This is a genomic window from Conexibacter woesei DSM 14684 (genome assembly GCF_000025265.1).
In the GTDB taxonomy this organism is placed as follows: Bacteria; Actinomycetota; Thermoleophilia; order Solirubrobacterales; family Solirubrobacteraceae; genus Conexibacter; species Conexibacter woesei.
In genome coordinates this window covers 1,547,840-1,569,666 of record NC_013739.1, presented here as the reverse complement: position 1 = coordinate 1,569,666, position 21,827 = coordinate 1,547,840, and the positions used below count along the sequence as shown (strand labels likewise).

The 21,827-nt window shown below is 73.4% G+C and carries 19 protein-coding genes; 8 read left to right on the top strand and 11 right to left on the bottom strand.

Going from position 1 to position 21,827, the window contains the following annotated elements; genetic code table 11:
• Window positions 1-29: 29 nt before the first annotated feature.
• Window positions 30-1,166 carry a winged helix DNA-binding domain-containing protein gene (locus CWOE_RS07420; protein WP_012932963.1) on the bottom strand — a complete coding sequence of 379 codons (1,137 nt, stop codon included), beginning with the start codon at window positions 1,164-1,166 and terminating at the stop codon, window positions 30-32.
• An 83-nt stretch (window positions 1,167-1,249) separates the two neighbouring features.
• Here CWOE_RS07420 and CWOE_RS33805 point away from each other — a divergent pair, with 83 nt between their 5' ends.
• Together CWOE_RS33805 and CWOE_RS33800 are read left to right on the top strand one after the other, a co-directional pair.
• Entirely contained in the window at window positions 1,250-2,275 is a 1,026-nt protein-coding gene (locus tag CWOE_RS33805) for an aldose epimerase family protein (protein WP_049793200.1), read from the top strand.
• The gene (locus CWOE_RS33800) at window positions 2,263-3,240 is read left to right on the top strand and encodes a magnesium and cobalt transport protein CorA (protein WP_012932961.1); all 978 of its coding nucleotides are present in this window, start codon (window positions 2,263-2,265) and stop codon (window positions 3,238-3,240) included. Before CWOE_RS33805 ends, CWOE_RS33800 begins: the two co-directional genes overlap by 13 nt.
• An 11-nt stretch (window positions 3,241-3,251) precedes the next feature.
• Here the strand turns inward: CWOE_RS33800 and CWOE_RS07405 are convergent, their stop codons facing one another.
• Window positions 3,252-4,745, bottom strand: coding sequence for a flavin-containing monooxygenase (locus CWOE_RS07405; RefSeq protein WP_041730233.1), 1,494 nt, complete (start codon window positions 4,743-4,745; stop codon window positions 3,252-3,254).
• Window positions 4,746-4,794: 49 nt separating this feature from the next.
• Between CWOE_RS07405 and CWOE_RS07400 the strand changes: the two genes are divergently transcribed.
• Window positions 4,795-5,148 carry a hypothetical protein gene (locus CWOE_RS07400; protein WP_012932959.1) on the top strand — a complete coding sequence of 118 codons (354 nt, stop codon included), beginning with the start codon at window positions 4,795-4,797 and terminating at the stop codon, window positions 5,146-5,148.
• A gap of 6 nt (window positions 5,149-5,154) precedes the next feature.
• Here the strand turns inward: CWOE_RS07400 and CWOE_RS07395 are convergent, their stop codons facing one another.
• Both CWOE_RS07395 and CWOE_RS07390 read right to left on the bottom strand, forming a co-directional pair.
• Window positions 5,155-5,796 (bottom strand): SRPBCC family protein, encoded by a 642-nt coding sequence (locus CWOE_RS07395; RefSeq protein ID WP_012932958.1) that lies wholly within the window; start codon window positions 5,794-5,796, stop codon window positions 5,155-5,157.
• Window positions 5,793-6,191: an ArsR/SmtB family transcription factor gene (locus CWOE_RS07390; RefSeq protein ID WP_012932957.1), complete on the bottom strand. Its 399-nt coding sequence runs from the start codon at window positions 6,189-6,191 to the stop codon at window positions 5,793-5,795. Before CWOE_RS07390 ends, CWOE_RS07395 begins: the two co-directional genes overlap by 4 nt.
• A 183-nt stretch (window positions 6,192-6,374) precedes the next feature.
• On the opposite strand from CWOE_RS07390, the gene CWOE_RS07385 reads away from it, so the two are divergent.
• The gene (locus CWOE_RS07385; RefSeq protein WP_012932955.1) at window positions 6,375-7,793 is read left to right on the top strand and encodes an MFS transporter; all 1,419 of its coding nucleotides are present in this window, start codon (window positions 6,375-6,377) and stop codon (window positions 7,791-7,793) included.
• A 56-nt stretch (window positions 7,794-7,849) separates the two neighbouring features.
• Here CWOE_RS07385 and CWOE_RS07380 read toward each other — a convergent pair whose 3' ends face one another.
• The gene (locus CWOE_RS07380) at window positions 7,850-8,566 is read right to left on the bottom strand and encodes a TetR/AcrR family transcriptional regulator (RefSeq protein ID WP_012932954.1); all 717 of its coding nucleotides are present in this window, start codon (window positions 8,564-8,566) and stop codon (window positions 7,850-7,852) included.
• Window positions 8,567-8,586: 20 nt separating this feature from the next.
• Between CWOE_RS07380 and CWOE_RS07375 the strand changes: the two genes are divergently transcribed.
• The 4 genes from CWOE_RS07375 to CWOE_RS07360 are packed head-to-tail and all read left to right on the top strand — an operon-like array spanning window position 8,587 to window position 12,063.
• Entirely contained in the window at window positions 8,587-9,042 is a 456-nt protein-coding gene (locus CWOE_RS07375; RefSeq protein ID WP_012932953.1) for a hypothetical protein, read from the top strand.
• A gap of 1 nt (window position 9,043) precedes the next feature.
• A complete protein-coding gene (locus tag CWOE_RS07370; protein WP_041731835.1) occupies window positions 9,044-10,072 on the top strand; it encodes an aldo/keto reductase in 1,029 nt (342 codons plus the stop codon).
• Window positions 10,073-10,120: 48 nt separating this feature from the next.
• The gene (locus tag CWOE_RS07365; protein ID WP_012932951.1) at window positions 10,121-11,125 is read left to right on the top strand and encodes an NAD-dependent epimerase/dehydratase family protein; all 1,005 of its coding nucleotides are present in this window, start codon (window positions 10,121-10,123) and stop codon (window positions 11,123-11,125) included.
• Window positions 11,126-11,127: 2 nt separating this feature from the next.
• Complete coding sequence (locus tag CWOE_RS07360; protein ID WP_012932950.1) at window positions 11,128-12,063, top strand: TolB family protein; 936 nt, start codon at window positions 11,128-11,130, stop codon at window positions 12,061-12,063.
• A gap of 9 nt (window positions 12,064-12,072) precedes the next feature.
• Here CWOE_RS07360 and CWOE_RS30370 read toward each other — a convergent pair whose 3' ends face one another.
• The 6 genes from CWOE_RS30370 to CWOE_RS07330 form a co-directional block, all read right to left on the bottom strand.
• Entirely contained in the window at window positions 12,073-13,833 is a 1,761-nt protein-coding gene (locus tag CWOE_RS30370) for a kelch repeat-containing protein (RefSeq protein ID WP_012932949.1), read from the bottom strand.
• Window positions 13,834-13,932: 99 nt separating this feature from the next.
• The gene (mobF, locus tag CWOE_RS07350) at window positions 13,933-17,481 is read right to left on the bottom strand and encodes a MobF family relaxase (protein ID WP_160165483.1); all 3,549 of its coding nucleotides are present in this window, start codon (window positions 17,479-17,481) and stop codon (window positions 13,933-13,935) included.
• Between the two features lie 713 nt (window positions 17,482-18,194).
• Entirely contained in the window at window positions 18,195-18,488 is a 294-nt protein-coding gene (locus CWOE_RS07345; RefSeq protein ID WP_012932947.1) for a hypothetical protein, read from the bottom strand.
• Complete coding sequence (locus tag CWOE_RS07340; RefSeq protein ID WP_012932946.1) at window positions 18,485-19,804, bottom strand: aspartate aminotransferase family protein; 1,320 nt, start codon at window positions 19,802-19,804, stop codon at window positions 18,485-18,487. Before CWOE_RS07340 ends, CWOE_RS07345 begins: the two co-directional genes overlap by 4 nt.
• Window positions 19,801-20,583: a GNAT family N-acetyltransferase gene (locus CWOE_RS30365; protein WP_012932945.1), complete on the bottom strand. Its 783-nt coding sequence runs from the start codon at window positions 20,581-20,583 to the stop codon at window positions 19,801-19,803. The genes CWOE_RS07340 and CWOE_RS30365 overlap by 4 nt, the downstream gene beginning before the upstream one ends.
• Entirely contained in the window at window positions 20,583-21,743 is a 1,161-nt protein-coding gene (locus tag CWOE_RS07330; RefSeq protein WP_012932944.1) for a 3-dehydroquinate synthase family protein, read from the bottom strand. The genes CWOE_RS30365 and CWOE_RS07330 overlap by 1 nt, the downstream gene beginning before the upstream one ends.
• Between the last annotated feature and the right edge of the window lie 84 nt (window positions 21,744-21,827).

Below are 21,827 nucleotides of genomic sequence, written 5' to 3'. Positions count from 1 at the left end.
GCCACCCACGAGGCACGGCCGGACGCCGCTCAGGCGTGGGCGCCGACGTTCACCGTCCCGACCTTCAGCTCCGCGCCGCCGCCGAAGAACGCGCCAACCCGCTCGACCTGCTCCTCCAGCAGGCGGCGCCGCGCAGCGCCGAGCGCGCGCAGCGGCTCAACCGTGATCGCGACGCGGCGGCCGGAGCGGCGCAGGTGCCAGACGCCCGCCACGACCCCGTCCACGAGCAGGACGGGGAAGTTGCCCGCCTGGCTGCCTGCGAGCGCGCGCTCCGCCGCTCGTCCCGGGAACAGCGCGGCGCGCGGGTGGCAGCCGACGGCGTAGGCGTCGAAGTACGGCAGCAGCCGCACGCCGCGCGAGGGCTCCTGCGGGAACGCCGTGTCGCCGGCGTTGACCCACGACGGCACGCCGTCGAGCGCGACCTCCTCCAGCGCGCCGGCGCGCGCGGCGAACAGCTCCGCGGCCCAGCGCGGCGGAGCGCTCAGCCATCTCGCGAACTGCTGCGGCGTCGCCGGCCCGTACGCGTGCAGGTAGCGGCGCAGCAGCTCGGCGAGCGCCGCGTCAGCCGGCTCGGGCTCGAAGCCGGGCAGCCAACGGTGGGGGTTCGTGTAGGTGACCTTGCGCCCTCGGCCGTGGCCGAAGCACAGCGCGCCGCGGTGGGCCGCGGTCGGGATCGCCTGCCGCCAGCGCGGCCACATCCCCTGGAACGCGGGCATGACGAGGTCGCCGGCCCACGCGCCGGCGCGCTGCACGACGGCGTCGGTCAGCTCGTCGACCGTCAGCTCGGCGTCGGCGAGCGCGTCCGCGATCGCCGCGACGACCGCGTCAGTCTGCTCCGCGGTCATCCGCACGCCGGGCGCGTGGCCGGCGCCCAGCGGCGGCACCGCCGCGAGCGCCGCCGTCCACAGCGGCAGCTCGCGCGTCGGCAGCAGATGCACGGTCCCGCGCGGACCGAACGTCTTGACGAGGCTGCGCTCCTCCCACAGCGCCGCGCGCACCGTCGCCTGCGTCGCGCCGTCGACGCGCAGGCCGACCGACAACTCGGCGGCGGACAGCACCTGTGCGTGCGCGCCGCAGATCGTCCCGACCTGCTCGGCCAGCCGCGCGGCGGCGACCGGCTCGGCGAGCCCGTGACGGACGAGGCGCCGCGCGTGGACGGCCTTCATCGCAGACATCTCCACGAAATCTTGACGCTCTCGCCGGAAGTCTTGACGTTCTCGTCGCGCGGCGTGACCCACAGTGTTCGAGCATGACCCCTCCCGCCGTCCTCGAACGCCCGTCCATCGCGCCGCCGCAGCCGGCGCCGGCTCCCGCATGCAGCCGCACGCTCGCGATGCACGACGACTACGAAGTCGTGACGCTGCGCTCCGCCGACGGACTCGAAGCGAGCTTCGCGCCGCGCGTCGGCATGGCCTGCTGCTCGCTGCGGCTCGGCGGGACCGAGCTGCTCGGCGCGCGGCATGGGCTGGCCGCCTACGCCAGCTGCGGGATCACGATGGGCCTGTCGCTGATGCACCCGTGGACGAACCGGCTCTCAGCGTGGCGCTACACGGCGTCCGGCACGACCGTCCGCCTGCCGGTCTCGCCGCTGCTGCACACCGACCGCTGGGGGCTGCCGCTCAACGGCGTCCAGTCCAGCGGCCACGCCTGGAGGGTGGAGGACAGCGGCGCCGGCGCGCGCTCGGCGTGGCTGGAGGCGACGCTTCCGTTCGACCGCGACCGCCGTCAGCTGGCGCTGTTCCCGTTCCCCCATCGGCTCCACCTGCGCGCCGAGGTCTCCGGGCGGACGCTGTCGATCGCGACCGAGATCGAGGCCACCGGCGACGTGCCCGTCCCGGTCTGCTTCGGCTACCGCGTCTACGTGCGCCGCGAGCTTCCACGCGCGCACGCCGAGATCGCGCTGCCGGCGCGACGGCGGGTCGTGACCGACCGGCGGCTGATACCGACCGGCGCGACCGAGCCGCGCGCGGCCCAGACCTGCCGCCTCGACGCCGGCGACGAGCTGCAGGAGGTCTTCGAGCTCGGTCCCGAGCGGCGCCTGACGGTCGTCGCCGACGCGCGGCAGCTGACGCTCGAATCGCTCGCCGGCTTCCCGCTCGCGCAGGTCCGCACGCTGAAGGCCGAGCCGCACGTCATGCTGGAGGCGATGACCGCCGAGCCCGACGCGCTCAGCCGCGACCGCTTCCCCGTCGCGACGGCCGGGCGCCCGTACCGGGCGGCGCTGCGGCTCGCGGCCGGCAACCTCGCCCCCGAGCAGGCGCGGTGTGCGGCGTGATCGTCGACTGCGCGGTCTACGAGGACGGCCGGCGGCGCGAGGGCGACCTGCCGCTCGGGATGGCGTGCGAGGCGAGCCGCGGCGACGGCGCGTTCGTCTGGCTCGGCGTCGCCGAGCCCTCGGCGGAGCAGTTCGACGCGATCGCGAGGGAGTTCGACCTGCACGAGCTGGCCGTCGAGGACGCCGTCAACGCGCACCAGCGGCCGAAGCTCGAACGCTACGGCGAGACGCTGCTCGCCGTCGTCAAGACGGTGCATTACGTCGACGACGAGGAGGTGATCGAGGTCGGCGAGCTGCTGATCTTCGTCAACCCCGAGTTCGTCCTCACCGTCCGCCACGGCCGCGGCCCGCTGACCGCCGTGCGCGAGCGGCTCGAACGCCGGCCCGACCTGCTCACGCACGGTCCGAGCGCCGTCCTCTACGGCATCCTCGACCGCGTCGTCGACGACTACGAGACGGCCGCGCAGCGCGTCGACACGGCGATCCAGGAGGTCGAGTCCGACCTCTTCTCGCCCGAGCGGACGAACCCGGCGGAGCGGATCTACATGCTCGAGCGCGAGGTGCTGGAGTTCCACCGCGCGGTCGTGCCGTTCGCGGCCGAGGTCGACCAGCTCGCGCGCGGCCACTTCGACGTCGTGCCGGACCAGCTGCGCGACTACTACCGCGACGTGCACGACCACCTGCGCCGCGTCGGCGGGCGCATCGGCGGCTTCCGCGAACTGCTGACGAGCGCGCTGCAGGCGAACCTCACGCAGGTCGCCGTGCGCCAGAACGAGGACATGCGCAAGATCTCCGCGTGGGTGGCGATCCTCGCCGTCCCGACGATGATCGCCGGCATCTACGGGATGAACTTCGAGCACATGCCGGAGCTGCGCTGGACGTTCGGCTACCCGCTCGTGCTCTGTGTCATCGCGACCGCCTGCACGCTGCTGTACCGCCGCTTCAAGCGCGACGGCTGGCTCTAGGCGGGCCGCGCTCAGGCCGCCAGCGGCGCGGCCGGCGCGGCCACCGCCGGCGCCTGCGAGAACGCGATCGCGTCGTCCTCCAGCGAGCCGTACTTCATCATCGCCACGTCGCGCGCGTAGTTCTGGTGCAGGCGCCACGGCGCGCGCGGCCCCTGCTTCGGCAGCTGTTCGATCGAGCGCAGCACGTAGCCCGACTTCAGGTCGATGAACGGCTCGGTCGGCAGCGAGGGGTCCGGCGCGAGCGGCGTCACCTGCGTGTAGGCGTGCTCGTCCATGTGGTTCACGAGCCGGCAGACGTACTCCGCCACGAGGTCGCCCTTCAGCGTCCAGGAGGCGTTCGTGTAGCCGATCGTGACGGCCAGGTTCGGCACTCCGCTGAACATCATGCCCTTGTACCCGACCGTCGTGGAGAGGTCGACGTCGCGGCCGTCGACGGCGATCGACATGCCGCCCAGCAGCAGCAGGTTCAGGCCGGTCGCGGTAACGATCACGTCGGCCTCCAGCTCGGCGCCGGAGGCGAGTCTGATCCCTCTCTCGGTGAACGTCTCGATCCCGTCGGTGACGATCGAGGCGTCGCCGCGGCGGATCGCCTTGAAGAGGTCGCCGTCGGGCACGAGGCAGAGGCGCTGGTCCCACGGGTCGTAGCGCGGCGCGAAGTGCGTGTCGACGTCGTAGCCCGGCGGCAGCTGCTTCTGCACGCCCTTGCGGATCACCTTCTTGACGAAGTTCGGCGTGCGCCGGCTGAGCTGGAAGACGAGCGTGCTGAGCAGGACGTTCTTCCAGCGCACGAGCGGGTACGCCGCCTTCGCCGGCAGCACGCGCCGGACGACGTCGGCGATCGGGTCGCGGGCGGGCAGCGACAGGACGTAGCTCGGCGAGCGTTGCAGCATCGTCACGTGCGCGGCGTGCTCCGCCATCGCCGGCAGCAATGTCACGGCGGTCGCGCCGCTGCCGATCACGACGACGCGCTTGCCGGCGTAGTCGAGCTGCTCGGGCCAGTGCTGCGGGTGGACGATCTCGCCGCCGAACCGCTCGGTCCCCGCGAACGCGGGCGTGTAGCCCTCGTCATAGCGGTAGTAGCCGGTGCAGCCGAAGAGGAAGCTGCACGTCAGGCGCACCGTCTCGCCGCTGTCGGCGCGGACCGCCTCGACCGTCCAGCGCGACTCCGGCGAGGACCACTCCGCGCGCACCACGCGGTGGCCGTAGCGGATCCGCTCCTCGACGCCGTGATCGCGCGCGGTGTCGCGGATGTAGCGCAGGATCGACGGCCCGTCGGCGATCGCCTTCGCCTCCTCCCACGGCTTGAACGCGTAGCCCAGCGTGAACATGTCCGAGTCCGAGCGGATCCCCGGGTAGCGGAACAGGTCCCACGTCCCTCCGCTGCGTTCGCGCCCTTCGAGGATCGCGAACGACTTCCCGGGCGACTCGGCCCGCAGGTGGCACCCGGCGCCGATGCCGGACAGGCCGGCGCCGACGATCAGCACGTCGAGATGTTCGGTCGGCATGGGGTGCATCTTCCCTCAACGGGCGCCTGGTACGCGCCAGTACCTCAGCGTGACGGTGTACGACCGCTGCGAGCACGGCGGCATCCGCGGGACGATGTCCGTCTACGACGCCGCGATACGGCGCAAGGACGGATCGCACCGCGTCGGCCTCGCCTACCTGCGCTCCTCCGGAGGCAGCGGCGGCTGGACAGGCGCCAACCTGATCATCCGGCCGAGCTACTTCAACGCGAGCCGCCAGTGGTACGACGTCTACACCGACGGCAACATCGGGATGACGCGGACGGGCCGGATCACGTGGCTGAAGATGTCGAGCTACCTGGTCTTCAGCGACACGCCCGGCGCCGCCCGCAACGAGCGCTGCGAGGTCGCGCGTCGGTCCTGCCGCGGCTACTTCGGCTGGTAACGCGGGTCACCCGGCCGGCTCGGCACCCGTGTAGAACGCCGTCGTGCGCTCCGCCGCCGCCCGCGCGGCCTCCGCGTCGGTGCCGGCCGCGACGCTTGCGTCGCGCCACCGCTCGCTGCTCAGCGTCATGAACCGTCTCCCCTCCTCGGTCGCCGCCCACGCCGCCGCCGCGGCCGGATCGACCGCTTCGCCCGACGCCAGGTGCTCCGCGAGGCCCATCAGGCCGAGGTCCCAGCCGACGCCGACCGCACCGGGGCCGAACTGATCCCAGCGGTCGTCGTCGACGTGCGCGACGTGCTCCAGCTCGAAGCGCGTTCCCCCCTCGTCCGCCGGGGCCAGTCGCAGCTCGATCCAGCTGACCTCGCCGCCGTACTCCCACGTCGCCGCGAAGCTGCGCGGCGGGTCGCAGCGCTCGATCGTCCCGCTCGCGTTGCCCTCCAGCGCATAGCTGCCGCCCTCGCGCAGCTCTCCGCTGACCGGCAGGAACCAGCGCGGAATCCGCTCGGGGTTCGTGCACGCGTCCCAGACGTCGTCCGGCGCCGCGTCGTAGGTGCGGGTGATGATCGAGGCACGCGCCTCGCCGGCCTCCAGCGTGCGGCTGCCGACCTCGCGCCGGGTGGCGTTGATCTGCTCGACGACGTCGATCACGTCGCGCTCCTCTCGTCGGGTCTCGATTGGTCCTCCGCGCGCGCTTCGGCCAGGCGGCGCTCGCCGTCCAGGCGGCGCTCGCGCCTGCCGCGCGCCAGCTCGGTCGCGAGCGCGTCGAGATGCGGCGTCCAGAACGCGCGGAAGCGGTCCAGCCACGCGTCGACGTCCCGCAGCGGCTCGGCGCTGACGGCGTAGAGCCGCCGCGCGCCGTCCGGCCGCACGGTCGCGAAGCCGTGCTCTCGCAGCACCCGCAGGTGCTGCGAGACCGCCGGCTGCGAGATCCCGAACTCCCCCTGGATGACGGCGCAGACCGCCCCGGAGGTCAGCTCGCCGTCGACGAGCAGCTCCAGGATCCGGCGCCGCACCGGATCGCCGAGGACGTCGAACGCGTGCACTCCGACAACGTATCAGTCTCTGCTTATATTAGGCAAGGACGATATCTCGGCCGGCAGCCCGAAACGCGCGCCGTCGCGCAGCGCGTTGAGGCAGCGGGCCGCTCGGAACTCATCGGTCATTTCTCGCCTGTGCCGGGGTCCTGATCTCGTGAACCCGAAAACCGGCGGCAGAGGAGGACCGAGATGGACACCGACACGACCCGGGCGCGGCGCTGGGTGCTCGCGCTCGCCGCGCTCGCATCCTGCATGGTCGCGCTCGACACCCTCGTCGTGACGACCGCGCTGACGACGATCCAACGCGACCTCGACGCCTCGATCGCGTCGCTGGAATGGACGGTCAACGCGTACAACCTCAGCTTCGCGGTCCTGCTGATGACGGCCGCGGCGCTCGGCGACCGGCTCGGCCGCAGGCGGATGTTCGCCGTGGGGCTCGGCCTCTTCACGGCCGCGTCGGCCGCCTGCGCGCTCGCGCCCGGGATCGGCTGGCTGATCGCCGCGCGCGCCGTCCAGGGCGCCGGCGCCGCGCTCGTCACGACGCTCGCGCTCGCGCTCGTGACGCGCGCCTTCCCGCCCGAGCGCCGCGGCGCCGCGCTCGGCGTCTTCTTCGGCGCGACCGGGCTCGCCGTCGCCAGCGGCCCGCTCGTCGGCGGCGCGCTTGCGGAGGGGATCGCGTGGCAGTGGATCTTCTGGCTCAACGTCCCGATCGGACTGCTGACGATCCCACTGGCGCTGCGCAGGATCGACGAGAGCTTCGGGCCCGACACCGGCCTCGACGTGCCCGGCCTCGCGCTCGTGACGGGCGGCGCATTCGGGCTCGTGTGGGGCCTGGTGCGCGGCAACGCGGCCGGCTGGGCGAGCACCGAGGTGCTCGCGGCGCTGCTCGGCGGCGCGCTGCTGCTCGCCGCGTTCGTCGTCTGGGAGCACCGCGCCCGCGAGCCGATGGTGCCGCTCGCGTTCTTCCGCTCGCGCGCGTTCTCGGCCGGCAACGCGTCGATCTTCTTCGCGATCGCCTCGCTGTTCGGCGCCGTCTTCTTCTTCGCGCAGTTCCTCCAGGTCGGGCTCGGCCACAGCCCCTTCGACGCCGGTCTGCGACTGCTGCCCTGGACCGGCACGCTGTTCGTCGTCGCGCCGATCGCGGGAGCGCTCGTCGACCGCTTCGGCGAGCGGCCGTTCATGGTCGCCGGCCTGACGCTGCAGGCGGTCGGGATGGCGTGGATCGCGCAGGTCGCGGAACCCGGGGTCGCCTACGTCGCGCTCGTCCCGCCGCTCGTGATCGCCGGCTGCGGCGTCTCGATGACGTTCCCGGCCGCGCAGAACTCGGTCGTCAGCGCGGTGCCGCCGGAAGCGATCGGCAAGGCGGCCGGCGTCAACAGCACGATGCGCGAGCTGGGCGGCGTGTTCGGCGTCGCGATCGCCGTGGCGGTCTTCGCCGGCGCCGCCGGGCCCGGTGCCGGCTACGCGTCCCCGCAGGCGTTCACGGACGGCTTCGGCCCCGCGATCACGGCCTCGGCCCTGCTCGCCGCGGCCGGCGCCCTCGCCGGCCTCGGCCTCCCCGGCCGCCGCCGCGCGCCCGAGCGGGACGCCGTCGCGGTCGAGGCATGAACCCGCGCGTGCGGGAGGTGAGGCAGTTTGGACCCCTCATAGGGGTGCAGATTGACTCACCTCCCGCGCGCGAGCAGCGCGCGGACGTCGGCGGCGACGTCGGCGGCGAGCCAGCGCGGGAGCGGCGCGGGGCCGGCCGCACCCGCTGCGGCGGCGCCGGCCGCGTCGGCGGCGTCGTCGCGCAGGTGGCGGCGGACGACGGCCGTCGGGAGGTCGACGACGGCGCGGGTGACGCCGTCGAGGGCGCGGGCGTCGGCGCGTCCGTGGAGCGCGCGGGCGATCCGCACGATCGCCTCGTGCAGCGGGGCGTTCATCGCGTCGAGCTGCTCGCGCAGGGGGCCCGCGCCGCCGCCCCGTCCGGCATCGGCGCCGCCGCCGGACCCCGCGCCGTCGCCCCGTCCCGCGCCGGCGCCCGGGCCCGCGCCGTCGAGCAGGTCGTCGCGGCGCACGACGAGCAGCAGGCGCGCGTCGCCGGGGTGATCGCGCGCGAACGACAGCGACGCGACGGCCATCGCGACGCCGGCCTCGACGGGGTCCGCCGGATGCGCGGCGGCGGCCGCGAGCGCGCCCGCCTGGAAGCGCTCCAGAGCGCGCAGCCAGGCCGCGGCGAGGACTCCGTCGCGGTTGCCGAAGCGGTGGTAGAGCGTGCCGACGGGAGCGCCGCTCGCCTGCGAGATCGCGGCCACCGACGCCGCGCGCGGGCCTTCCGCGAGCACGAGCGCACGGGCGGCGTCGAGGATGTCGTCGGTGCTGTGCTTGCGCGGTGGAGCCACGTGTGGAACGATCCTTCTATATGGAACAGTTGCCCTATATCGATGAATATTCCACATCCACCGGCGCGCCGCCCGACCGCGTGTGGGTCGCGCTCGCCGAGGTGCTGCGCAAGGAGTTCGGCGGCGCCGCCGGGATCGCCCGCGCGCTCGGCTGTGATCCGGCGGCAGGAACGCCCGAGTTCGACGGGAGCCTCGGCCAGACGGTGCCCGGCTTCCGCGTCGCCGAGTCCGAGCCGCAGCGGCGGCTGGCGCTGCGCGGCCAGCACCGCTTCTCGCGCTACGGCCTCACGTTCGTGCTCGACGGCGACCGCCTCAGCGCGCAGACGCACGCGGTCTTCCCCGGTCTGCACGGGCGCCTCTACCGCCTCGCGGTGATCGGCACCCGCGGCCATCGCGTCGTCACCAAGCGCCTGCTGGCGCAGGTCGTGCGCCGCGCCGGCCGCGAGCGGGAGGAGGTAGGTTCCAGGAGTGCCTGAACTGCGCTACCGGCTGTTGGGCCGCAGCGGCCTGCGGGTCTCGGAGCTGAGCCTCGGGGCGATGCTGTTCGGCAGCGCCGCGACGCGCGAGCAGGCGGCGGCGATCGTCGCGCGCTACGCCGAGGCGGGCGGCAACTTCATCGACACCGCCAACCGCTACGCGGGCGGCGAGAGCGAGCGCATCGTCGGTGACCTGATCCGCCCCGACCGCGACCGCTGGGTGCTGGCGACCAAGTACGTGCTCAGCACCGACCACGCCGACCCCAACGCGGGCGGCGCGCACCGCAAGAGCATGCGCCGCGCGCTCGACGCGAGCCTCAGACGGCTCGGCACCGACTACGTCGACCTCTACTGGATGCACGTGTGGGACGCGTTCACCCCCGTCGAGGAGGTCGTCCGTGCGCTCGACGACCTCGTGCGCGCGGGCAAGGTCCTCGCGATCGGGATCTCCGACACGCCCAGCTGGCTCGTCGCCCGCGCCGTGACGCTCGCGGAGGAGCGCGGGCTGACACCATTCTGCGCGGTCCAGGTGCCGTACAGCCTCGTCGAGCGCAGCGTTGAGCGAGAGCTGCTGCCGATGGCGCGCGCGCTCGACCTCGCCGTCACCGGCTGGGCGCCGCTCGGCGGCGGACGACTGACCGGGCGCTACGGCACCGACCGCCCGCGTCCCGCCGACGGCCGCTGGGCGGGCCGCGAGCTGTCCGCGCACGACCTCGCGGTCGCGGACGCGCTCAACGCAGTCGCCGAGGCGCGCGGCGCCGGCGCCAGCCAGGTCGCGCTCGCGTGGCTGCGCGCGCAGCAGCACCGCGCGGTGACGATCCCGATCGTCGGCGCGCGCACGGAGGCGCAGCTCGCCGACGCGCTCGCGGCGGTCGAGCTGGAGCTGACGCCGGCCGAGCTGGAACAGCTCGACGTGACCAGCCGGATCGAGCCCGGCTTCCCTGGCGACTTCGGCGGCGGCGGCCTCCCCCACGGCGCGCTGCTCGACCGCGTCGACGACCACCGCGGGACGATCGACCCGCTGATCTGAGCCGTCCCGGACCGCCCCGCGGCGGGTCGCTCTGCTAGGTGTTCGGGTATGCGGATCGTCGTCACCGGCAGCGCCGGCCATCTCGGGGAGGCGCTCGTGCGCGTGCTGCGCGGCGCGGGCCACGAGGTCGTCGGGCTCGACCTGCTCCCCTCTCCCCACACCGAGGCGGTCGGATCGATCGCCGAGCGCCCGTTCGTGCAGCGCTGGGTCGACGGCGCCGACGCCGTCGTCCACGCCGCGACGCTGCACAAGCCGCACGTCGGCTCGCACACGCGGCAGGCGTTCGTCGACACGAACGTGACGGGAACGCTCAACCTGCTCGAAGCGGCGGTCGCGGCCGGCGTCGGCCGCTTCCTCCACACGAGCACGACGAGCGCGTTCGGGCGTGCGCTGACACCGCCGCCGGGCGCTCCCGCGGCGTGGATCGACGAGGACGTGCCGCATGTCGTGCGCAACGTCTACGGGGCGACGAAGACGGCGGCGGAGGACCTCTGCGAGCTGGTCCACCGCGACCACGGGCTGCCGGTCGCGATCCTGCGCACGTCGCGCTTCTTCCCCGAGCCCGACGACCGCGACGACGTGCGCGCGGTGTACACCGACGACAACCTCAAGGTCAACGAGCTGCTGTACCGCCGCTGTGACGTCGAGGACGTCGCGTCCGCTCACCTCGCCGCGCTGGAGCGCGTGCCGGCGCTCGGCTTCGGCCGCTGGGTCGTGACCGCGACGACGCCGTTCACACGCGCGGACCTCGCCGAGCTGCGCGCCGACGCCCCCGCGGTCGTGCGGCGGCTGTTCCCCGGCTACGAGGAGATCTACGCCGCGCGCGGCTGGACGATGCTGCCGAGCATCGAGCGCGTCTACGTCAACGAGCGCGCACGGACAGAGCTGGGCTGGTCGCCCCGCTACGACTTCGGTCACGCGCTCGACCTGCTGCGCGCCGGCGAGGAGCCGCGCAGCGCGCTCGCACGGTCGGTCGGCGCGAAGGGCTACCACGCCGTCTCGACCGGGGTGTACACGGTCCGCGACCAGCCGTCGCCGCGCGTATCGTCCTGACGATGCCCTCCTGCTCTCTCTCCCCGGCGCGCGGCGCGGCGCGCGGGCTCGCGGCCCTGGCGCTCGCCGCGGGGATCGCGTCCGTGCCCGGCCTCGCCGCTTCCTCGTCCGCTGCCGCCGCGGCCCGCAGCGAGATCTACGGCGTCTGCAACGGACGCGACCTCTGCGTCGTCGATCCCGCGACGCGCAGAGTGACGCGCGTCGCGCGCGGATCCGCGGGAGCGCCGTACCGCGGCGTCAGCGCGACGCCGAACGGCCGCACGATCGCGTTCGCGCGCGGCACGAGAATCTTCCGCGCCGGCCCGCGCGGGGCTGACGCCAGACAGGTCGGCGGTGGGATGACGCCGCTCGTCAGCCCCGACGGCCGCGCGGTCACCTGGCGAGGAGAGATCCAGGTGCAGCAGTGCGACCCGTTCGGCGGCTGCGCGCAGGTACAGACGTTCGCGCTCTTCCGGCGCGCGAACGGCGAGGCGAGACCGACCGTCGTCGAGGCGTACTCCTACAGCAGCGCGTGGTGGGGCACGAGACTCGTCTCGCAGAACACGCGCAGAGGCGCCGAGGCCGACGAGATCTCGCTGCTCGACGGCGACGGGAGACCGGTCCGCTCGCTCACGAACGACCCGGCGCGCTCGTACACGAGCCCGGCGCTGTCGCCCGACGGCTCGCTGCTGGCGGCGATCTCCGAGCCGCTGCCGACGGGCGACGCCGACCCGACCTTCAAGGGCCGCGTCGAGCTGTTCGACCCGGACACCGGCGCGCGGGTGCGGGTGCTGACCGAGAGCGCGACCGACGACGTGCCCTCGTTCAGCCCCGATGGGCGGCAGCTCGCGTTCAACCGCGGGCGCGACCTGTACGTCGTCGCGACGCGCGGCGGAAGAGCCCGCCGCGTCGCCGCGAACTTCGTGCTCAGCGGCCCGAGCTGGGCTCGGGCGCGCTGAGCGGCGGGCTCAGCGCACCTCCACGCTGACCGGCCCGCGCGGGGCCGTGGCGGTGACGGCGCGGAGCGTCAGCGTGCGGCGGCCAGGCCGCACGCGGCCGCTCGCGAGCGTGCGACCGCGGTTGCGGACGCGGACCGTGGCGGTGCGGCCGGGAGCTCTCGCGAGCGTCACCTTGCACGTCGTCTTGACCCGCTGCGCGCGTCTTCCGCGCGCTCTCAGCAGCTTCGATCTGCACGTCACGCGCGGCAGCTTGCTGGAGCCGCGCGGACCGGCCGTGCCGGGGACGCCGGCGGGGCCGGTCGGGCCGGCGGGGCCCCGTGCGCCATCGCTGCCGGGCGTGCCGACCGGCGCCGCGACGCCGATCCCGTCCAGCTCGACGACGAGCTGGCCGTCCGCCTCGTTGTCGGCGAGCACGAGGCTCGCCTCGGCGGCGCCCGTCGCCGACGGCGTGAAGCGGACGGCGACGCGGCAGCGCGCGCCGGGAGCGATCGGCGCAGTCGTGCACGTCTCGCGCTCAGCGGCGAACGCGGCGGCGTTCGGCCCGGTCACCTCGGCGCGCTCGACGAACAGCGGCTCGCGGCCGGTGTTCTCGACCGTCACCCACAGCAGCGGGCTGCGCTGCCCGGCGTAGACATCGCCGAAGTCCGCCGACGCCGCGTCGGCGGTCGTCTCGGGGGTGTAGATCGCGACGTTGGCGGGAGCTTCGCCGCCGGTCAGCAGCACGCGGCCGTCGTCGAGCAGCCGCTGCGCGTAGCTCATCGTCTCGATCCCAGCGGGCACCGATCCCGCGGCCCGCCACGCGTCCGCGCCCGGCGTCAACAGCTCGGTCGTCTCTTCCAGGCCCGTTGCGAGCACGTCGCCGCTCGTCAGGACGGTCGCACTGCTCGCCCAGCGGGGCACGGACATCGTCGGGCCGGGCTGCCAGGCGTCGGCCGTCGGGTCGTACGCCTCGGTCGTCGCCGTCTCCTCGGGGCCGGCGTCGTCGCCGCCGATCGCGAGCAGCCGGCCGTCGCGCAACACGACGAGCGGGGAGTCCGCGCGTCTGAAGGCCATCGGCGCGACGGTCGTCCATGTGTTCGCCGTCAGGTCATAGCGCTCGACCGCTGCCGTCGCGTTGAAGGCGGTCGCGTACCCGCCGGCGACGAGCACGTCGCCGTCCGGCAGCTGCACCGCGGCGTGGAGGCGGCGTCTCTGCGTGAGCGGCCCTGCGGCGGTCCAGCTGTTCGCGACCGGGTCGTAGAGCTCGGCCGACGTCAGCGCCACCGTCGAGCTCTGACCCGATCCGCCGGCGACGAGCACGCGGCCGTCCTCCATCAGCGTCGCGCTGTGGCCGCGACGGGCGTTCGCCATCGGCGCGGCGAGGGTCCATGTGCCGAGCGCCGGGTCGTACAGCTCAGCGCTCGCGAGCGCGGCGCTGTTCGTGTCCATCCCACCGGCGACCAGCACGCGCCCGTCGGCGAGCAGCGTCGCGCTGTGGCTGAGGCGATCGGCGTGCATCGCCGCGACCGCCGTCCACGAGTTCGTGGCGGGGTGGTAGCGCTCAGCGGAGCTCAGCGACGACCACGGCGCGAGCGCCTGGCCGCCGGTCACCAGCACGTCGCCGTCGCGCAGCAGCGTCTGCGTGTGGGCGATGCGGTCGACCGACATCGGCGCGCCGGTGCTCCAGCCCGCCGCCGCCTGCGCGAACGCCGGCGCCAGCAGCGCGACTGCGAGCGACGTCGCCCCCAGCACGCTCCAGCGTGCGATCCCACGCGTCCACTTCGATGCCATCCGACTGCTCCTCGCCGTGGGGTGTGCTCCACCCTTGTAGGTCGGCCGGAGCGGGCGCAGCTTGAGGAGCGGTGCGAGTCGGAGCATCCCGCGCCGCCGCTACATCTCCATCCCGGGCGGCTCGGGCAGGTCCGGCAGCTCCAGCTCGGGCTCCAGCTCCGCTTCCAGCTCCAACTCGGGCTCCAGCTCCGCCGACTCGGGCTCGCGCTCCGCCGCCGCGCGCTCCGCCGACTCGGGCTCGCGCTCCGCCGCCGCGCGCTCCGCCGCCTCCAGCTCCCGGCGGATCGCCAGCTCGCGCTCGACCGCCGCCCAGCGCGCCGCCCGCTCGCCGTGCTCGTCCTTCCACTGGTCGGGGTGGCGGCCCTCGTCGTGCAGCTGCTGGTTCGCCGCTTCCAGCCGCTCCAGCTCGACCCGGTCCCGCTCCACCAGCGTTCGCCGCGCGACGGCCTGCGCCTCCAGTCTGCGGCGCTCGCGGCGTGAGCCGACGGAGCCGAGCGCCTCGGCCTTGTCCGCCAGCTCGTACGCCTCGCGGCGCGTCATCTCCATTCGCACGTGCACGATCGACGCGTCCCGCTCGAAGCGGCGCGCGGCACGCGCGGCGCCGCGGTCGAGCTGCTCGAACGGGTCGCCCAACTCCTTCTGGCGCTCGTGCAGCCATGCCTCGTCGCGTCCGGGCAGCGACTCGCCCAGCTCGTGCGCCCGCTGTTGCAGCTCCTCGGTCCGCTCGTCGCCGAGCACGTCGCGATGCGCTTCGAGCGGATCGGCGACGGTGATCTCCTCGCGCGCGGGCGCGCGCTCGGGCTCGGCCTCGCGCGGCTCGGCCTCGCGCGCGGGCGCGCGAGAGACCGCGTGCGCTCCCGCGTGCGATCCGGGCAGCTCAGGCACCGGGCGCGAGACCGGACGCGGGACGTTGATCCGCGCGCCCCGCTCCCACTCGTAACGAAGGCTCGCCTTGCGCGCCGACGAAGCCTCGGCGACCTTCGCCAGACGCTCCTTGCGATCTTCGTCAGTGCCATCGGTGCCGAGATCCTCGCGAGCGGCAAAGGTGCTGTGGCCTTCGGTCGCGCGGGTGTTGGCGACGTACGTCCCTTCCTTGCCCTGGCTCCAGTGGCCCGCGAGGTCGGCCGAGCGCGTCACCGTCGCGCCCTGGATCGGGTAGGTGTGGCTGGCGTACGCGAGCCGCAGCGCAGGCACGTCGCAGCCGCCGGCCGCGAGCTGCGCCCGCAGCTTCCCCTGGTCGAACTCGACCAGCCGCCGCTCGTGGCCGGGCTCCTCCAGCCAGACACGAACGGTGTCGGCACGCGGGTCGACGCTGTCGACGATCCCGATCTGCCCGTTCTCGACCCGTCGTGTCCGTCCCCCGTCCGCTCTGGGCTCGAACGTGTACGCGCTCTCGCGCACGATCACGAGGTCATCGGCGTGGATCGCGTACAGGCGGTCGACGGCCGGCACCCCCATCGCGCCCAGCTCGCCCGCCTCGATCCGCTGCTCCTGGGCGAGCACGTTGACGCGGTCGACGTCGAGGTTGGAGCCGTGCACGATCATCACCGACGTCTCCGGTCTCGCCGGCTCGCGCAGCTCGTTCCACTCGGCGACCATCGCGGCCATCGCCTCCTCGCGCGTATCGAGGAAGTGGAGCCCGCCGTGGCTGTCGAGGATCTCGATCGCTTCGCGCGCCCGGCCCTCGTCGATCGCGACCTGGTACTCGCGCATCCACTCGTGGTTGTGGCGGCGGATCACGTCCAGCTCGGCGGTCGGGATCGCCTCCTCCCGCAGCATCACCGAGTAGAGGCCCGGCAGCTCGATCGCGCCGAGCTGGCCGTCGTGCCCGACCCCGAGCACACGCGCGTCGGAGCGCTGCACCAGCGCTGCGATCTCCGCCCACTCGCCCGCGCCGACCTTGCTCGCCTCCTCGATCAGCAGCAGCGTCCGCGCGTCGACGACCAGCGTCCCGCTGCCCGTGCGCGCCTTCAGCTGCCCGATCGTGAGCGCCGGCGCACCGATCTGCTTCCCCAGCCGCTGCGCCGTCGTGCCGTCGTTCGCGCAGGCGATCACCTGCCAGCCGTCGGCCCGGTACGCGGTCGCGACCGCGTTGAGCGTCGGCCCCTTGCCGGTGCCGGCGCGCCCCGTCAGGGTCGTCCAGCCGGCACCGTCAGTCAGTGCGCGGACCGCGTCGAGCTGTTCTCTGTCGAGCTGCTTGCCCTCGCCGAGCGCCGCCGAGGCCGCCACGATCCCCGCCGCGCGCGCCTCCTCCGAGAGCCCGCCGCCCTCGCGCAGCGCAGCGGCCGTCGCGACCTCCATCACGTACGTCTCCAGTGCGCGGATCTCGTACGTGGTGACGCGGTTGCGCTCCAGCGCGATCAGCTCGCCGGTGCGCTCCATCTCGTCGAGCAGCTCCCACGCCTCGGCGGGGCTGAGCCGGCCCGGCGCGACCTCGTAGACGATCGCGCGTGCTTCCCCGGAGGAGACGGTCGGCCCCTCGATGCGCATCCGCCGCAGGATCTCCGTGCGCGCCTGGTCGCGGCGATCCTCGAACGCGAGGCGATAGCCGGGCATGCCGCGGATCGCCCCCGCCTCGATCGGACCGAAGCCGTGCTCGGCGCCGAGCGCCGACCAGACCTCCGCGATCTCCTGCGGCGTGACCGCCTTGTCCTTCGCCGCGCGCGTCTGCGATGCGAGCACCCCCAGCGCGGCGCCCCTCAACCGCTCACCGGTCGCCAGCTCCACCCGCGCACGCTCGCGCTCGACGTCGCGCGTGCGACCCGACATCGCCCCCATCAGCTCGTGCGGGACGCCGCGGATCTCGAAGAAGCGCTCGTTGCGGCCCGTGCCCGACTCGACGCGGTAGCCGAGCCCGACCAGGTCGTGCGCGAGCGTCGCGCGCCCGACCGCGGCGCCCTCCAGCGGGGCGTCGTCCTTGAAGAGGCGGAACGAGTCGGGCGTGACGAGCTTCCCATCAGCCCGCTCCACCCCGACCACGATCCCGTGGACGTGCAGCTGCGGAGACGGGACCGCCTCGCCGTGCGCACGGCGCGCCGTCACATGCAGCGCGAGCGTCGCCACCATCCCGACCGCGGGCTCGCGCACGCGGACCCCGTCCGGCCCGCGACGGAAGACGACGCCCTTCGTCTGCACCATGTGCTCGAGTGCGGCGTTCGCCGCTCTCAGCAGCGCCCGCTCGATCTCCGCCCGCTGCTCCGGGCTCGCCTGGCTCCACAGCACCGAGACGGACTTCGGCACCGAGAAGGTCATGTCGAGGCTCGTCACGCCCTTGACCTTCTCGCGGACCCGCTTGCCCTTCGCGTCGTAGCGCGGACGCCCCTTCGCGTCGACGGCGTCGCGCGTGATCGTCCCCGGCTTGCGGACCTCCTCGCCGCTGTCGACGTGCCGCCCCTGCAACGCGGACTCGAGCTGCGCGCTGAGCACCTCGGCACCGGCCTCCAGGCCGATCGCCGCGAGCGCGTTGGGGGACCCGACCCACATCGCGCTCGCCTTCGGCGCGTCGCTCGGGTGAGCGCCCTCGTCGACCGTGTAGTAGTCGCCGCGTGCATACGCCTGCGGCGAGTTCACCATCGCGAGCGGGTACTCGGCGGCCCGCGCGGCGTCTCCTTCGCCAAGCCCGACCGTGATCTTCCGGATCGTCAGCACGTGGGCTCTAGCGTACTGCATTTGATGCCTGTCCGTATAGTCTGTCCCCGACGATTCGCGCCGCGTAGCGGGGTGAATCGTCGGGGACGTTTGCGAGCCAGGCCAGAGCGCCGGTTCCCGGCTCGCGCCCGGCGCGATCCGCGCGCCGGGTGGCACTGGGAGCCGTGCGCGCTCTGCGCGCACGGCTCCTCCGGGGTGTGGTCCCTCCGGTCGGTCGGCGCTCACGGTGGGCCGTGGGCGTGTCGTCCCCGGAGCCTGCGGAGGGGGCGGCGCGGCCATGGCATGGTGCGGAGGGACGGGCGGCCGGAGGGACCACACCCCACCCCCACCGCAACCCCCACCCAGCCGCGCATCCCCACATGCCCCCGGCCCCTCTGGGAGTGAGCGCCCCGCGCGGAGCGCACCCGGTTTGAACCCGCACCCGCCCTGTCGTCCGCACATGGAGCGACAGGGCGGGGCGGGAGTCCACTCGCACGGCTCGGCCCCGTCCCCGTGACCATCCGAGCCGTGCGAGGCCGATCCTGGCGCGCGGTGACGGGCACACGCGCACGGGATCGGACGGCCCGCCTTCGAGGGCGGTACGAAGCGGGCCGGTCTGCACCCGGACCACCGCACCGTGACGTGACGGTGGTCCGGGCTGTCTTCGGGGGAACCCCGCCCGCCGTCAATGGGGGATGACTGGCGGGCGGGGCCGTGCGCCGGGCGCGGGGGTTCTACCCTGGCGCACGCACGGTGCCGCACCTGCACGGCATGTCAGTGGCGGTGACCGGCGTCGGGGATCGCACGGTCATGACGACGATCGTGCCCCACAGCAACGCGGCAAGGCCGTTCGCCAACACCCCCGACCACATCCCGAGCGACCCCAGCGCGACCATCACGCACAGCGCGATCACCGCCCCCGGCACGCTCGTGGCCAGCGCGGGGAACTGGCGGCGCTTGATCGTCGGGCACAGCGCGACGACCGTCGCCCATCCGGCCCCCGCGAACACGGCTTCCTGCCAGGTCACACACGTGATTCCTTCGCCGCCCGCAGCGCCTCGCGTGCCATCTCAAGCGCGAAGTCGATGTCATGGCGCGTGTGCGCCGCGCTGATCACGCTGCGCGCCCCGTCGCGGTCGGGCTTCTCGAAGACGCCCCGCGCCCGCAGCTCCTGACGGTAGGCGCGGAACAGGTGCTCGTCGCCTCGCAACGCGTCCGTGCGACTGCGGAACGGCCCGCCGCCGAACCACAGCGTGAACACCGACCGGAAGCCCGTCGCCGTCGCCGCTACGCCTTCCTCGGCGGCGATCTCCGTCAGGCCGTCGCGCATCGCCTCTCCGAGGCCGGTGATGCGCGCGTGCTCCTCCCCGCTGGCCAACACCCCCAGCGTGGCGAGTGCTGCCGCGACGCTCGCGGAGTTGCCGTTGTACGTGCCTCCGTACATCGTGTCCCCGCCGCTGCTCGTCGTCCATCGCGCCATCAGTTCGGAGCGCCCGCCGACCATGCCGATCGGAAGACCGTTTGCCAACGCCTTCCCAGCGGTGGTCAGGTCCGGCGCGACACCGAAGATCCCTTGCACGCCACCCATCGCGTGACGGAAGAGAGTGACCACCTCGTCGAAGATCAACAGCGCGCCGTACCGTGTGCAGAGACTCCGCACCGCCGCGAGGTAACCCGAGTCGGGGAGCAGCGTCGGGCCGCCGTTGTGCGCGATGGGCTCCATGATCACGGCCGCGATTTCGTCTCCGCGCGTCGCGAGCAAGGTTTCGAGGTGGCCAAGGTCGTTGAAGTCGGAGACGAGGGTCGTGCTCGCGTGCGCGTCGAGCAGGCCGCACGACTCCGGCGTCGGCGTCCCATCCGGGTTCCGTGGCGCTCCGGTGTTGAACAGAACCGCGTCATGGTTGCCGTGGTAGTGCCCCGACACCTTGACGATGCACTGGCGTCCCGTCACCGCTCGCGCGAGGCGGAGCGCCATCGCGGTGGCCTCGCTGCCGCTGTTGCAGAAGAGAACCTGTTCGACAGACGGCACGAAGCGCGTGATCGTCTCAGCGAGCTGGACTTCGCGCGGCGTCACGCCCGCGCCGGACAGGATCGGCCCCTCGGTGAGCGCTCGCGTGACCGCCCGGCTCACCGCGAGCGGGTTGTGTCCGAGGATCGCGGTCCCGGCTCCGCCATAGAAGTCGATCACGCGCGTCCCGTCCACCTCCACCAGGTACGCGCCCTCGCCGCGCTGGGCGACAAGCGGCGGGTCGATTCGGCGGCGACCCGAGTTGACCCCGCCCGGGATCACGCGCTCGGCGCGTTCGGTCCACTCACGCGCCGACAGATCGGGAAGGTCGATCATGTCCGCCTCCTGTACAGCTCGAAACCGCCGCTCGGAACGAAGCCCACCGACCGGTACACCCACGCGCCCTCCTCGGTTGCCTGGAGCACGGCGGCCCGGCAGCCGCGCCGCGCCGCGTCGTTCAGGGCGGTCGTCAGCACCCTCCGGGCGAACCCCTGCCCCTGCCACTCCGGATGTGTGGCCACGAACGCGATCGTGCAATCGCACCGGCCGTCCTCCGTGGGCACGTCGATCGTCATGAGCGCCGAGACCGGCCGACCTGTCAGCCTCGCGCTGTATGCACGCACGTGCTCACTGCGCGGCTTCCGGCTGAGCGCTTCGATCAGCTCGGGACTGTCGTGCGCCGCCCCGTTGATCCGCCCGACCACGCCGATCGCCTCGTCCGAGCGGATCTCCACCGAGCCCCGGCGAGCGTCCGTCTTCGGAGTCTGTGAGAGATCTCGCGTCATCGCGGTCAGCGTCTCCGACTGCTTGTAGCTGCGAGCGGCCAGATACGCCCGCTCAGCCTCGTTCCCCGCGTCGATCCACACCGTCCATTCGCGCACGCTGGCCCTGAGATATGCGTCGTGGACATCGTGGTACCCCAGCGCAAGCGCCCCGGCCCGGCCGTAGACCATGTTCGCGATGCGCTCGTCGGGGGCACCTGGGACGATCGACGCTGCCAGCCCGTAAGCCCCGGCCGCCAGCGCGTCTCGTGACGAATTCGCGAGCAGGGCGATGGTGGCATGGACACTCGCGGCCTGCGCGGTCGCCGCCTCCTCCTCCGTCAGCGCCGCCATCACGCCGCGTCCGGATCGGCAAGGACGCGAGCGGCGAGCATGATCTCGGTCGCGTCCACGTCATGCAGAAAGGCGTTCCCGCCTACCTCGCTGGGCACGGGAATATTCTGTGCCCCACGCTGCTGGACGGCCGACTGAAGCGCGCCGATCACGAAACGCGGCTCGGTCGCCAGCTCATGAGTCACCGGGAGCCCCAGCTCACGCAGCACGCCGACGATGCGCTTGAACATCGGCTCTCTGATGCAGTCGCGCTTCAGCGCGACGTGCGCCATCACCGCGCCGCAGATCGCGACGGCTTCGCCATGGCTGACCTCGCCTGCGGTCTCCCGCTCGATCGGATGAGCGAGCAAGTGATGGCTGTCCAGCCATCGCTCCCGCTCGGAGTCGCGCGGGTCGGCCGCGATCCGCCGTAGCGGGGCGTCGATCATGCGTTGCAGAAGCTCAGCACTCGGCGTCTCCCCGCAGAACCGCTCCTTGATCAGGTCGGGTCCGTCCTCCTCCAGCAGACGCAGCAGACGCCCGTCACGCATGACCGCCACCTTGTGCGCCTCCGCAAGCCCGGACCGCACGTGACGGGGGTCCAGCGTCTTCATCGTCGTCACGTCGCCAAGCACGTAACGCGGCGTCCAGATGCCGCCGACGACGTTCTTCTCGCCCTCCAGGTTGACGCGTCGCTTCCCCGCGTAACCGGCGTCGCCGATCGCTGTCAGCGTCGTCGCGCCGACCTCGTACCGCATCCCCTTGTGGAGCATCGACGCCGCCGCGCCGACGACGTCGGCCATGACGCCACCGCCGATCGCGACCAGCACGTCATCTCGCCCCAGTCGCAGCCTGCGCACCTCCGCGATGATGCTCAACACCGTCTCGACGTTCTTGATCCGCTCGGATACCTCGATCTCGAACAGCTCGAAAGCGCCGCCCTGCCGGTACAGCCGCTCCACTCCAGCGCGGTGGCGCTTCGCAACCCGCTTGTCGATGACGATGAGCCGCCGCCGCTCGCCTCGCGCGTCGCGCTCGTCGAACAGCCCGGCGGGTGCCTCCGCGCCGTCCGTCAGCGCCCCGGGGCTCAGCACCACGTCGAACGGCGCGAAACCCTCGGTCGGACGTACGCGCCAACGCATGTGCCCTTCCTGCTTGCCTTTCTCGAACGTGACCCCCATGCCGCGTCCTTCCCAAACTCGTCGGTGCCGCCCTTGCGTGTTCGGGCGGCGGGGTCCAGACAACCCCGGCACGGGCGGTCGTGT